The 13,596-nt window shown below is 70.3% G+C and carries 9 protein-coding genes; 3 read left to right on the forward strand and 6 right to left on the reverse strand.

Features of this window, described 5'->3' with window-relative positions:
- Nucleotides 1-113 precede the first annotated feature (113 nt).
- From ACQ5SO_RS09165 to ACQ5SO_RS09175, 3 genes are all read right to left on the reverse strand, one after another.
- Nucleotides 114-1,283, reverse strand: coding sequence for an acyl-CoA dehydrogenase family protein (locus ACQ5SO_RS09165; RefSeq protein ID WP_430941292.1), 1,170 nt, complete (start codon nucleotides 1,281-1,283; stop codon nucleotides 114-116).
- 202 nt (nucleotides 1,284-1,485) lie between these two features.
- A complete protein-coding gene (locus ACQ5SO_RS09170) occupies nucleotides 1,486-2,676 on the reverse strand; it encodes an ABC transporter substrate-binding protein (RefSeq protein ID WP_430941293.1) in 1,191 nt (396 codons plus the stop codon).
- A 682-nt stretch (nucleotides 2,677-3,358) separates the two neighbouring features.
- Nucleotides 3,359-4,642 (reverse strand): ABC transporter substrate-binding protein, encoded by a 1,284-nt coding sequence (locus ACQ5SO_RS09175; protein ID WP_430941294.1) that lies wholly within the window; start codon nucleotides 4,640-4,642, stop codon nucleotides 3,359-3,361.
- Nucleotides 4,643-4,905: 263 nt separating this feature from the next.
- Here ACQ5SO_RS09175 and ACQ5SO_RS09180 point away from each other — a divergent pair, with 263 nt between their 5' ends.
- Nucleotides 4,906-6,948 (forward strand): ASKHA domain-containing protein, encoded by a 2,043-nt coding sequence (locus ACQ5SO_RS09180; protein WP_430941295.1) that lies wholly within the window; start codon nucleotides 4,906-4,908, stop codon nucleotides 6,946-6,948.
- A gap of 121 nt (nucleotides 6,949-7,069) precedes the next feature.
- Complete coding sequence (locus tag ACQ5SO_RS09185) at nucleotides 7,070-7,429, forward strand: hypothetical protein (protein ID WP_430941296.1); 360 nt, start codon at nucleotides 7,070-7,072, stop codon at nucleotides 7,427-7,429.
- Here ACQ5SO_RS09185 and ACQ5SO_RS09190 read toward each other — a convergent pair.
- Together ACQ5SO_RS09190 and dnaE are read right to left on the reverse strand one after the other, a co-directional pair.
- Entirely contained in the window at nucleotides 7,426-8,655 is a 1,230-nt protein-coding gene (locus ACQ5SO_RS09190) for a hypothetical protein (RefSeq protein WP_430941297.1), read from the reverse strand. The genes ACQ5SO_RS09185 and ACQ5SO_RS09190 overlap by 4 nt on opposite strands.
- A gap of 3 nt (nucleotides 8,656-8,658) precedes the next feature.
- Entirely contained in the window at nucleotides 8,659-12,111 is a 3,453-nt protein-coding gene (gene dnaE / locus ACQ5SO_RS09195) for a DNA polymerase III subunit alpha (protein WP_430941298.1), read from the reverse strand.
- Between the two features lie 292 nt (nucleotides 12,112-12,403).
- Between dnaE and ACQ5SO_RS09200 the strand changes: the two genes are divergently transcribed.
- Entirely contained in the window at nucleotides 12,404-12,895 is a 492-nt protein-coding gene (locus ACQ5SO_RS09200; RefSeq protein WP_430941299.1) for an SMI1/KNR4 family protein, read from the forward strand.
- 17 nt (nucleotides 12,896-12,912) lie between these two features.
- Here ACQ5SO_RS09200 and ACQ5SO_RS09205 read toward each other — a convergent pair whose 3' ends face one another.
- Nucleotides 12,913-13,431, reverse strand: coding sequence for a GNAT family N-acetyltransferase (locus ACQ5SO_RS09205; protein WP_430941300.1), 519 nt, complete (start codon nucleotides 13,429-13,431; stop codon nucleotides 12,913-12,915).
- Nucleotides 13,432-13,596: the final 165 nt, after the last annotated feature.

The raw sequence follows: 13,596 nt of genomic DNA on the forward strand, positions 1-13,596 counted from the left end.
CCCCCCCCCCCCCCCCCCCCCCCCCCCCCCCCCCCCCCCCCCCCCCCCCCCCCCCCCCCCCCCCCCCCCCCCCGCCAAGCGGCGCCCCCGGGCGAACACCCCGCCAAGCCCCCTCAAAACCCCAGCTGCGCCGCCGCCAGGTTCCGCATCGTCTCGTCGGTTCCGCCGCCGATGGTCATCACCTTGACCTCGCGATAGATCCGCTCCGAGGCGGTTCCGCGCATGAAGCCCATGCCGCCGAGGATCTGCACCGCCTCGTCCGCGCAGAATTTCATCGCGTCGGTCGCCATCACCTTGGCCATGCTGGTGCGCGCCACGTGGATATTCAGCGGATCCAGCCCCGCCATCCGCCGCCGCGTCACGTCATAGGCCAGGGTGCGCGCCGCATCGATCCGCCCGGCCATGTCGGCGAGCTTGTGGCGGATCACCTGCTGCTCGATCAGCGGCTTGCCGAAGGCGCGGCGCTCGCGCGCCCAGGACAGCGCCTCGTCGAAACAGACCTGCGCCATCGCCGCGGCCTGGGCGGCCATGAACAGCCGCTCGTCGTTGAAATTCATCATCACCGCGCGGAACCCCGCGCCTTCCTCGCCCACCAGGTTGGCGGCGGGCACGCGCACCCCGTCGAAGCGCAGATGCGCGGTGTCCGAGGCGTGCCAGCCCATCTTGTCGAGGGGCGAGCGCTCCAGCCCCTTCGCATCGCCGGGGATCACCAGCAGGCTGATCCCGTACATGCCCTGGCTGCACGGGTCCGTGCGCACCGCGGCGGTGATGAAATCGGCCTGCATCCCCGAGGTGATGAAGATCTTCTCCCCGTCCACCACGAAATCATCCCCGTCCCGCCGCGCGGTGGTGCGCAGCGCGGCGACGTCCGACCCGCCCCCCGGCTCGGTGATCGCCAGCGCGGCGATGGCCTCGCCCGCGATCACCGGGACCGCGACGCGGGCCTTCAGGTCATCGGAGCCGTGCCGGACGATCGGCGGGATGGCGATGGAATGGGAGCAGAGCGAGGCGACCACGCCCCCGGCGCCTGCGCGCGACAGCTCCTCGGTCAGCACCATCTGCATGAAGAGATCCCCGCCCGAACCGCCGAGCGCCTCGGGGAACACCGCGCCCTGCACGCCGACCGCGGCGGCCTTGCGGTAGAGGTCGCGCGGCAGCCGCCCGGCGGCCTCCCACGCGGGGAGGTTGGGGATGATCTCGGCCTCGACGAAGGCGCGCAGGCTGGCGCGGAAGGCCTGGTGGGCCTCGGAGAAGTCATGGTCGGGGCGCGTGGCGTCGTACATGGCAGGGGCCTTTCGCGGGGGGCTGCTTCTGTCCCGTCCTTGGTGGCATGACCCGCGGGCCGCTTCTTGTCCCGACAAGCTGCGCCCGCGCCCCCTGCCCCGCCCCCGGCCTCGGCGTCGCCCCCGCAAAACGCGAACGGGCGGGCGCATCGCTGCGCCCGCCCGCTCCGTGTCGCCGCCCCCGGGAGGGGCCGCGCCCGCCTCAGCGCTGCATCACGCAGCCATTCGGCGCGTCCGCCTCGATCGGCAGGGCGGCCAGGATCTTCTGGTCGATCTTGCCGTCGGCGGTGCGGTCGTTGCGGTAGACATAAATCGGCTGGGCGAGGTTGTTGGTCTTCTCGTCCACGATGATCGTCCCGCGCGGGCCGGAGAACTTCACGTGGGCCAGCGCTTCGGCGATGCCCTCGCGCCCGCGGGCGCCGTTGGCCACCGCCTCGGCCAGCACGCGCGCGGCGTCATAGCCCTGGACGGCGAATTCCGACGGTTCGCGGCCCGTCAGGCGCTGCCACTTGCGGCGGAACACCCGGTTCGAGGCGTTGGAGATGGTCGGCGCGTAATGCGAGGACACGATCACGCCCTCGACCGCCTCGCCCTGCACGTGGCTGTAGAGCGGCGAGGTCAGGAAGCCCGACCCGAAGAGCTTCGCGTCCTCGCCCTCGGCCTTCGCCAGGGCATGGTACTGCTTGACGAACTTGATCGCCTCGCCGCCCGCGTAGAACACGTAGACCGCCTCGGCGCCGGTGGCCCAGGCCTTCTTGAGGTAGGGGCCGAATTCGTCGGTCTTGCCGAAGGGGGTGTAATCCTCGCCCAGCACCTTGCCGCCCGCGGCTTCGAAGGTCTTGCGGAAGGCGCCGACATGCTGGCGGCCGGCGGCGTAGTCGGGGGCCAGCAGGTAGGCCGATTTCAGCCCCTGCTGCGCCAGCCAGGTCCCCATCGGCCGGTTGACCTGCGCGTTCGAGAAGGACACGCGCACCACGTAGGGGCTGCAGGACTTCCCGGTGGCGTGGTCGTTGCCCGCGTTGGCCACGATCAGCGGCGTGCGCGCGTCATGCACCATGTCGCGCACATTGCCGAGCACGGCCGAGGAGACGAGGCCGACCAGCACGTCGACCTTGCGCTCCTCGATCATCTCGCGCGTCACGGCCACGCCGGTGGGCACGTCGGCGGCGGTGTCCGACAGCGCCATGGTGAAGTTCACGCCGACGTCGCTGTAGCCCTCGAGCCCGAGCTTGAAGCCCGCCTCGATCTCCTTGCCCAGCACGGCGTAGACGCCGGTCATCGGCAGCACGAGGCCGATGGAGATGGTATCCTGGGCGGCGTCCTGAGCCGCCGCCTGCCCGCCGAGTCCCGCGCAGACCAACGCGGCGAGCATCTTCCTGTACGCGATGCGCATGCCTTCCTCCCTGAAGCGCCGCGCGAAGGGGGCCGTCGCCCGCCCCCTCGCCCGGCGCGATGCTCCGCACGCGGCGGAACAGGCGGCCTCCGCCCGCGCGGGGGACCGTGTGAACACAGATGGCGGGACCCGCCCAGGCGGACGCGCCGCACGGCGCGTGTTCCCCCCGCGGCAAGCAGGGCGATCCCGGAACCGGCGGCGCCGCGACGCGGATAAGAGGGGCGCGTCGGCGGGCGGCGTCGCCGCTTCGCCCCGCCGCGCGCCGGGGGCGCGCGCGCAGGGTCGGCGCAATCATTGGGTTAATCCCGGTTCGGCGCAAGGGATGGAATCGAATTAATCAGGTATAGGCGCCTAGAACCGTTCACGTGCGGTGCGAAAAGATTGTAGTTTCCAAAAGAAGCTGTGAAAAGCCGCCGCAGCGCACGCCGCACGCCGCGCCGCAGCAGCGCCTTACCGGCGGGCGCGCCCGGCGGAACTCGCGCCCGGCGTGCATCCGCTTCCCCCTTTCGCGTCCCTCGCCCCGGGGGCCTGCGCCCGGCCGGCCCGCGCCGGGGCGCGGCGCATCGGGCATGGCGACCGCGGGCGGCGCGCCGGCCCGGCGGTGCGAATCGATCCCGGCCGTTCGGACCCCGCCGGTCTACGAAATCAGGCGCGCCGCCGCCGCCGCCGAGGACGGCCCGCCTCAGCGCAGCGGGCCTGGACGCCAGGACCCGGCATGGGCCCGCCAGGCCGCGAAGCCGGGCCGCGCGTCGCCCGCCGCGTCGAAGCCCAGCGGCCCCGAGGCGCCCATGTAGCGCACCGGCCCCTGCGCCGCGAGGCGCTTCGCCCGGGCCCAGTCGCCCGGCAGCACCTGCGGCGCGCCGGGGGCGGTCACCTCGCGAATCGCGGCCGCCAGCGCCGCGCCGCCCTCGCCGCCCGAGCGCACCAGCGCCAGCGCCAGCACCATCGCGGCGTCATAGCCCTGCGCGGCCAGCGGCGCGGCGGGGTCGAGCCCCTGCGCGCGGGCCGCCTCGGCGAAGGCCGACCAGGCCGCCAGCCCGCGGTCGGGCGCCGGCGCGACCAGCGTCACCCGCGTCAGGTTCAGCGTCCCGACCGAGCGCGCCACCGCGTCGTCCAGCAGCCCGTCGCCGCCGATCACCGCGCCCCAGGCCCCCTCGCGCAGCGCCGCCTTCAGCGCCGCCTCGCCGCCGCCGCCCGCATAGGCGAACAGCGCCAGCGCATCCGCCGCGCCGATCCCGGCCAGCGCGCGCATGTCGTCGGTGTAATCGTCGTCGCCGTCCGAGAAGCCCTGCATCGCGCGGACCTCGATCCCCGCCGCGCGGGCCGCCCCGGCGAAGGCCTCGGCCAGCCCCTGCCCCCAGGCGTCGTCCCCGTGCGCCACGGCGACCGAGGCGTAGCGGCGTCGCTGCGCCAGCTCCACCAGCGCCTCGGCGGCATGGGTGTCCACGGCCGCGGTGCGGAACACCAGGTCGCCATCCTCGAGCGCCGAGAGCGCGGGCGTGGTGGCCCCGTCCGAGATCAGCGGCGCGCCGAGCGCGATCGCCGCCTCGGCCGCCGACAGCGCCGCGTCCGAGCAGACCGGCCCGAGGAAGGCGACGGCGGCGGCGGCCTCGTAGCTCTGCGCCGCGACGCTCCCGGCCGCGTCGGCCTCGTCCCCGGCGCAGCCCACGTCCACCGGCTCGAGCGCCAGCGGCGCGCCATCCGCCAGCCCGCCGCCGGCGTTGACCTCGAGCGCGGCGAGCTCGCGCGCCGCCATCAGGTCGGCGGCGACGCCCGCGGCGGCGGCGGTCAGCCCGCCGAGCGAGATCACCCGCACCGGCGCGGGCCCCTGCGGCGCGGCCTCGGGCGCGGCGCCCGGCGCGGCGGGCGCGGCGGCCTGCTGCGCGGCGACGGGCGCGGCCAGCGCCAGCGCGGCGATCAGCGCGGCGAGAGAGGCGGCGGGGCGGGACCAGCTGGCGGACACCATGGCGGCGAACTCCGAAACAATTGACGCGACTGGGCGCACAGTATCCGCCGCGCGCGGCCGCAGGAAGCGCGGGCTTCGAAGGCGAGACATTTCAACGCCCGCCGAAGCGTCTCCGCCCCCCGCCGCCGCCGCCCGGTTTTCCCGCCCGGCGCCGCATCCGCGATATCCGGCGCCGCACAGGCCGCTTTCTTCCCCGCCCGGATCGGCCTAAATGACCCGATGCCGCCCCTTCACGCGATGCAATTCCCCCTTCGGAGCCTTCAATGACCGACCAGAGCCAGGACCCGCTCGTGATCTTCACCCCCTCGGGCAAGCGGGGGCGCGTGGCGCGCGGCACCAAGGTGCTCGACGCCGCCCGCCGCTTCGGGGTGGACCTCGACAGCGTCTGCGGCGGGCGCGGCATCTGCTCCAAGTGCCAGTGCGAGCCGGGGGTCGGCGATTTTCCCAAGCACGGCCTGCATGTCGAGGCCGACGCGCTGTCCCCGGTCAACGCGGTCGAGGAACGCTATGACCGCATCCGCGGGCTGAAGCCCGGCCGCCGCCTCGGCTGCCAGGCCGAGATCCAGGGCGACTGCGTGATCGACGTGCCGCCCGAATCCCAGGTCCACAAGCAGGTGGTGCGCAAGCGCGCCGAGGTCCGCGCGGTCGAGGTGAACCCGGTCGTGCGCCGGTACCTCGTCGTCGTCGAAGAGCCGAACATGCACGAGCCGTCGGGCGACCTCGAGCGCCTGCAGGACGCGCTCGCCGCCCAGTGGGGCGTCCATGGCGCGCGCTGCCCGCTCGCAATCCTCACCCGCCTGCAGCCGGTGCTGCGGGAGGGGAACTGGCAGGTCACCGTCACCGTCCACGACGCCTCCGAGGACGGGACCGCGCCCGTCATCATCGACATCGCCCCGGGCTTCGACGAGACCCCGCCGCTGGGTCTCGCCTTCGATCTCGGCTCCACCACCATCGCCTGCCACCTGTGCGACCTGGCGACGGGCGACGTCCTCGCCTCGGGCGGGCGGATGAACCCGCAGATCCGCTATGGCGAGGACCTGATGTCCCGCGTCTCCTATTCCATGATGAACGAGGGCGGCGCGGCCGAGATGACCCGCGCGGTGCGCGACGCGCTCGGCGCGCTGATCGAGGAGGTCTGCGCCGAGGCCGGCGCCGCCCCCGCCGCCGTCCATGACGCGGTGTTCGTGTGCAACCCGGTGATGCACCACCTGCTGCTGGGCGTGGACCCGAAGGAGCTGGGCTGGGCGCCCTTCGCGCTGGCCACCTCGGACGCCGTGGCGCTCGAGGCGCGCGATCTCGGCCTGCCGATGGCCGCCGCGGGCCGGGTCCACATCCTGCCCTGCGTGGCGGGCCATGTCGGCGCCGACGCCGCCGCGGTGGTGCTGTCGGAGGCGCCGCAGGAGGCCGACAAGCTCACCCTCATCGTCGACGTGGGCACCAACGCCGAGATCGTGCTGGGCGACAAGGACGGGCTGATGGCCTGCTCCTCCCCGACCGGCCCGGCCTTCGAGGGCGCGCAGATCTCCTCGGGCCAGCGCGCCGCGCCGGGCGCCATCGAGCGGATCCGCATCGACCCGGTCACCAAGCTGGCCCGCTTCCGGGTCATCGGCTCGGAGCTCTGGTCGGACGAGGATGGCTTCGACCACGGCGCCGTCACCGGCATCTGCGGCTCGGGCATCATCGAGGCGGTGGCCGAGATGCGCCTCGCCGGCATCATCGACGAGGACGGCGCGGTCGGCTCGGCCGAGCAGATCGGCCTGCCCGTCACGATCCCCGAGGGGCGCACCCACGCCTATGTCGTCCATGACGGGCGCGCGGCGGGCGGCCCGCTGATCACCGTCACGCAAGGCGACGTGCGCGCGATCCAGCTGGCGAAAGCGGCGCTGATGGCGGGCGCGAGGCTGCTGATGGACCGCCGCGGCGTCGACGCGGTGGAGCGGGTGGTGCTGGCGGGGGCCTTCGGCGCCCATATCTCGCCCATGCACGCCATGGTGCTGGGGATGATCCCGGATTGCCCGCTGGACCAGGTGGTCAGCGCGGGCAACGCCGCGGGCACCGGCGCGCGCATCGCCCTGGTCGACAAGACCGCGCGGGCCGAGATCCAGTCCACCGTCCGCCGGATCGAGAAGGTGGAGACGGCGGTCGAGCCGCGCTTCCAGGAGCATTTCGTCGACGCCATCGCGGTGCCGCACAAGACGGCGGTGTTCAAGGCGCTCGAAGGGGTGGCCGAGATCCCGGCGGTGAAGTTCGGCGGCTCGGATGGCGGCGAGGGCGGCGGTCGCCGCGGGCGGCGCCGGCGAGGCTGAGGCCGCGGCGCGGGCGCACGGGCGGGCGGCGGCGCCCCGGCCCCGCGCATGGCCATGATTTCGGCGAAGGGGGCGGCCAGGCTGGCCGCCCCCTTTGGTTTTCTCGTGACGGGAGGACGCGATGCGCCCCGGCCTGATCCTGCTTGTCCCCGCCCTGCTCCTCTCGGCCTGCGCCACGCCCGAATACCGGGCCGAGCGGGATATCTGCGAAGCGAAATGGCTGCGCCTGGTCCCGCCGGACTGGCGGCAGCGGGTGGTGACCCGGTTCCGGTATGAGCGGCGCCAGACGGGGCGGATGGTCTGCACCACGCGCGGGAACCGGACGTATTGCGAGCCGGTCTGGGAGAATGTGCGCGTGCCCTACACCGCGGTGGAGAGTTTTGACGCGGCGAAGGCGGAGCGGGATGCGGAGATCAGGGCCTGTACGGCGCGGGCGTGTCTGGAGCGGTATGGGAATGTGGCGTGTGAGGGGGGTAGTTAGCCCCCCGCGATCTTCTTTGCCCCGGATTTGTTCAATTCCACACTCAGACCGTCAGGGCCTGCTTTTGCAGAACTCGACATTGACAAGAGTGCCGCCAACGCCGCCGCCTCCGGACCTACGTCAGAAGCAGTGGTGTGCTTCTCAAACAGGCCACGAGTCGCACCAGCAACCCAATCCCCCGAGAGTTTTGTACCTTGTTCCTTCTCGGCTTCCAGCAGCGCCTCTGCAACCCAACTTGCGCGCGTAAAATCAAGAAAGTACCTCTCTCGCTCCCTGTGGTCGGCTGCTGCGTCAGTGTAAATTTTTCGCGTCCAATTGACCAAATAAAAACATGAATAAATGGCAACGCCAGAAAACAACAGAACGCGCAAAGCCACCAGAAAAACAGGCACATAGGACTCTGCAGACGACAACGTGAACCCGTCACTTTCCACCAGCGCCGCCAAGCTCTGAAGCGCCGACCACGCAAAGTACCCGGCAAAACCAGAGATAATCAAGATCATGTAAGCTGAAATGGCAAACCAAAGAGAATAAGAAGACCTTTGCCCGTTAAAATTAAGCTTTCCGGCTTGCATCTTTTGAAAAATTGAACGCCTTTCGCTCTTGTATGAGTGTGCCAAAAGTTCCTGACGGGCGACATCAAGCTTTTGACGCTGACTTTCAGCTTCGGCGGTCAGCGTAGCTCGTGCTTTTGAAATCTCTTCCTTCTCCAGCTTGCGCTCTTCGGCCATTGAGGCAAGCAAAGCCTGAGCCTGCATCGAAAAGTGCTTCTGGTTTTCCACCAGAGATATCATGGCGGCCCTGAAATCATCGGCAACCTCAGGCCGCTCTTCGCGCCCCAGAAATGCTATAGACGACAACTTTCGCTCAAGATGAGTGATGACCTCCGCCCTAGCGGAGGGACTTATCTGGCCCGAGTCCTGAATATTGAACTCAAACTCACAGTAAAATGAAAAATCGATCCATTCCTGATTGGAACGCCGACCCCGCCGAAAGAGCACCTGCGAAACAGCGCCCTTCTCCATCAACTTCAGTGTAGCAGATGATACCGCAAAGCCATCTCCGGAAAGGAGCAGCTCCGCCTCCTCACCCTGAACAACATGACCAGTCATCAATGAGGCAGTAACATCACCAAGAACCCAATCGAATGCCTTCAGCTCATCAAACACTTCCTTTACGAAGGAGTCAGGCACTCTTACAATTTTAAAAACTCTGGACTGCGGCATACCTCAAAACTCCTCCACCATAACAACGCCACTTGCCGCCTTCACGGCCCCCGCCACCTGCGGCGTCAGCGGCCACTCGCCCTTCAACTCCAACTCCACCTCGCAGGGCAAGTCCTGCGCCATCAGCACCAGCGACACCGGCCCGCCCTTGCGCCGCCCGGCCGCCTTCCTGGCGTCCCCCAGCACCCGCGCGACGCTCTCCACCGCCGCCTCGCTCTCCACGAACACCTTCAGCCCCATCGAGGCCGCGTCCGCCACCGCGTCGTCGATCCGCTGCACCGCGCGCAGCAGCATCTTCACCTGGTCCGGCCCCTCCGACGTCGCCTCCACCGTCGCCACCACGTTGGTCCCCGGCTCCAGGATTTCGCGATACATCGCAAGGGGTTCGGCGAAGCACATCGCCTCGTACATCCCCGTGGGGTCCGAGAAGCCGACGAAGGCGAAGCGGTTGCCGCGGGCCGATTTCCGCTCCTGCCGCGACACCACCGTGCCGGCGATCTTCACCGTGATCCCGGCGGAATTGGCCTTGGCGCAGACTTCGGCATAGGTCAGCACCCGCTGGCGCTTCAGCGGCCCGGCATAGTCGTCGAGCGGATGGCCCGTCAGGTAGAAGCCCACCGCGCCATGCTCCTCCGAAAGGCGCTCGGCGGGCAGCCAGTCATCCACCGCCTCCATCCGCGGCGGCGGCAGGTCGTCGCCGCCATCGCCAAACAACGAGGACTGGTCCGAGGCCGCCTGTTCATGGCTCGCCGCCGAATAGGCGACCAACTTGTCGAGCGACTGGAAGACACGCCGCCGGTTGCGGTCGATCCGGTCGAAGGCCCCTGCCCGCGCCAGCATCTCCAGCGCGCGCTTGCCGACCTTCTTCAGCTCCACCCGCCGGGCGAAGTCGAACAGGTCCTTGAACGGGCCGTCCGCGCGCGCATCCACGATCAGCTGCATGGCGTCGAGGCCCACGTTCTTCAGCGCCCCGAGCGCGTAGATCAGCTTGCCCTCGCGCACGTCGAAGGTGGCGAGCGAGGCGTTGACGCAAGGCGGCACGGTCTCGATCCCCAGCCGGTCGACCTCGCGCTTGTAGACGGCGAGCTTGTCCGTGAGGTGGATATCGCAGTTCATCACGCCGGCCATGAATTCGACCGGGTAATTGGCCTTCAGGTAGCCGGTCTGGTAGCTGACCACGCCATAGGCGGCGGCGTGGGACTTGTTGAAGCCGTAATTGGCGAATTTTTCCAGGAGGTCGAACACCTCCTTCGCCTTCGCCTCATCGACGCCGTTCTTCTTGGCGCCCTCGACGAACTTGGGGCGCTCGGCGTCCATCGCCTCCTTGATCTTCTTGCCCATGGCGCGGCGCAACAGGTCCGCGCCGCCGAGCGAATACCCGGCCATGACCTGGGCGATCTGCATCACCTGCTCCTGGTAGACGATGATGCCCTGCGTCTCGGCCAGGATGTAGTCGATGGAGGGGTGCAAGCTCTCGAGCTTCTCGCGCCCGTGCTTCACGTTGCAGTATTTCGGGATGTTCTCCATCGGGCCGGGGCGGTAGAGGGCCACGAGCGCGACGATATCCTCGATGCAGTTGGGCTTGAGCTGCCGCAACGCGTCGCGCATGCCCGCGGATTCCACCTGGAACACGGCGACGGTTTCGGCGCGGGCGTAGAGGTCGTAGGTCGGCTTGTCGTCGAGCGGGATGTGGCCGATGTCGATGTCGACGCCCCGGCGCTTCAGCAGGTCCAGCGCGTTCTGGATCACCGTCAGCGTCTTGAGGCCGAGGAAGTCGAACTTCACCAGCCCCGCCTGCTCCACCCATTTCATGTTGAACATGGTGGCGGGCATGTCGGATTTCGGATCGCGGTACAGCGGCACCAGCTTGTGCAGCGGCCGGTCGCCGATCACCACGCCCGCGGCGTGGGTGGAGGCGTTCCTGAGCAGCCCCTCGAGCTTGCCGGCATAGTCCAGCATCTCGGCCACCACCGGCTCGTTCTTCGCCTCTTCCGTCAGGCGCGGCTCATCCTTCAGGGCCTGGGCGATGGAGACGGGTTTGACGCCCTCGACCGGGATCATCTTCGAAAGGCGATCCGTCTGGCCGAAGGGCATCTGCAGCACGCGGCCGACGTCGCGCACGGCGGCCTTGGACAGCAGCGCGCCGAAGGTGATGATCTGGCCCACCTTGTCGCGCCCGTATTTCTCCTGCACGTAGCGGATCACCTCCTCGCGCCGGTCCATGCAGAAGTCGATGTCGAAATCCGGCATCGAGACGCGTTCCGGGTTCAGGAAGCGCTCGAACAGCAGCGAGTAGCGCAAGGGGTCGAGGTCGGTGATGGTCAGCGCGTAGGCGACCAGCGAACCGGCGCCCGAGCCGCGGCCCGGCCCCACCGGGATGCCCTGCTCCTTCCCCCACTTGATGAAGTCGGCGACGATCAGGAAGTAGCCGGGGAAGCCCATGCCCTCGATGATGTCGAGCTCGAATTGCAGGCGCTTCTCGTATTCCTCGACCGGGGCGGCATGGGGGATGACGTCGAGGCGGGACTTGAGGCCGTCCCAGCTCTGGCGCCGCAGTTCCTCGACCTCGTCATCGGCGAATTTCGGCAGGATCGGCGCGCGGGTATAGGCCTTGAAGGCGCAGCGCTTCGCGATCTCGACGGTGCTTTCGACCGCTTCGGGCAGGTCGGCGAAGAGGGCGCACATCTCCTCCTGCGACTTGAAGTAATGCTCCTCGGTCAGGATGCGCCGGTCGGACTGGGAGACATAGGCGCCCTCGGCGATGCAGATCAGCGCGTCATGGGCCGAGTACATGTCCCGGGTCGGGAAATAGACGTCGTTGGTGGCGACCAGCGGCAGGTCGCGCGCATAGGCCATGTCGATGAAGGCCGGTTCGGTCTTCGCCTCGGGGGCGGTGCGCACATCCTCGCCGCCATGGCGCTGGACCTCCATGTAAAGCCGGTCGGGGAAAGCGGCGGCGAGGCGATCGAGCAGCGCCTCGGCGGCGGCGCGCTTGCCGTCGCGGATCAGCAGGCCCAGCGGGCCCTCCGCCCCGCCGGTCAGGCAGATGAGGCCCTTCGACTGGCGCTCGAGCTGGTCGATGCTGGTCTTGGCGAGGCCCATCTCCGCGGTCACCCAGGCCTCGGAGACCATGGCCATCAGGTTCTCGTAGCCTTCCTCGTCCTGGGCGAGCAGGACGATGGGCGCGGGGTCCTTGGGCTTCTCGCCCGGCGCGGCGGGGGGCATGTAGTCGAGCGACAGCTGCACGCCGATGATCGGCTGGATCCCGGCGCCCGAGGCGGTGACCGAGAATTCGAGCGCGCAGAACAGGTTGTCCGTGTCCGTGACGGCTACGGCGGGCATGCCGCCCGCGGCGCAGAGCTTGGGCAGCGGCTTCACCTGGATCGCCCCTTCGAGGAGCGAGTAGGCGGAGTGAAGGCGCAGGTGGATGAATCGGGGATCGCTGGGCTCGGTCATGCGGCGAAGGTATGCCGCGGGGGGGCCGGGCGGAAGCGCGGATCGCGCCGGGAAGGCCGCGCGCCGGGCCGCGCCCCCGTGGCGGGCCGGGCGCCCGCGCGGCGCGTCGGGCGCGGCGCGTGCGGCTGGGGGCGCGTGCCGCAGGCGGGGCGCGAGCAGCCCGCCGCGGGCGCCCCGGCCCGCAGCCTGCGCAAGGTCCGGCGCGGCGGCCCCCCGCGGCGCGGGCGGCGCTTGCCCCGCCCGGCCCGGCGCGTCACGCTCCGCCCCCCGGCCCTTGCAGGAGAGACCCGCCATGCTGACCGACGACGCCCTGGCCGTCCTGCGCGCCATGAAGACCGACGGCCCCCTGCCGCCCGCCGCGATCGCCGAGATCGAGGCCCTTGTCGGCGCCCCCCTTCCCGACGACCTGCGCCAGGTCTACGAGGCGGTCGGCCTGCCCTCGGGCTTCACCGGCGGCGGCCCGGCCGAGGCCGAGACCCCGGACGACGCGGCGTTGGAGATCGCGTTCTTCGAGCTCGACGCCCTGCAGGGCCTCTACGCCCAGCTGCGCGACCCCGAGCTCGACTTCGACCCGGCGCTGCTGGAGGGCTGGTTCGTCTTCGCCACCAACGGCATCGGCTATGAATACGCCTGCCGCGCGGGGGATCCGCGGGTCCATGTCTGCGGGCTGTTCAACCCCGACAGCGCCGACGGGCCGGCGCCGCTGGCCGCGGATCTTTCGACCCTGCTGACCCGCGCCACGTGGAAGGATTTCGAGGCGGCCGAGGACCTGTTGCTGGACTGAGGCCCCGCCTCCCCGCCTCACTCCGGCGGCGCGGCGCGGTCGTCGAGGATCTTCTGCAGGAACACCATGTCGAGCCAGCGGCCGAACTTGGCCCCGACCTGCTCGTGCCGGGCAACCACCTTGAACCCGAGCTTCTCGTGCAGCGCGATGGAGCCGGGATTGTCCGCGTCGACGCTGCCCAGCATCACGTGGATGCCCTGCGCCCTGGCCCGCGCCTCCAGCGCCTCCATCAAGGCGCGCCCGAGGCCGCGGCCCCGCGCGCCGTCGCGGATCATGATCGTGTGCTCGACCGTGAAGCGATAGCCCGGGAAGGCCCCGCGCCACGGCCCGTAGGAGGCGTAGCCGAGGACCGCGCCGTCCGCGTCCTCGGCCACGATCACCGGGAAGCCCGCGCCCTGGCGGTCGGCGATCCAGGCCGCGCGTTCCTCGGCCGTCGCGGGATCGTCGCGGTAGATGGCGGCGCTGTCGGCGACGACCTGGTTGTAGATGGCGAGCATGCCGGGAAGGTGCCGCGGTGCGGCGTCGATGATCTGCATGGGAAAGCCCCGTGGGATGGCGCGAAGGCGCGCATCCTGCGCCCGCCGCCCCGGAACGGCAAGACCCGCCCGCGCGGGCGCGCAGGCGGGTCCTTCGGCAGGTAGACGGCAGGTCGGGCGGCACGTCGGGGACGGGCGACGGGTCCAGCGCCCCTGCCCCCGGCT

It is taken from the genome of Rhodovulum sp. DZ06 (assembly GCF_050586345.1).
Classification (GTDB): Bacteria; Pseudomonadota; Alphaproteobacteria; order Rhodobacterales; family Rhodobacteraceae; genus JBOCEF01.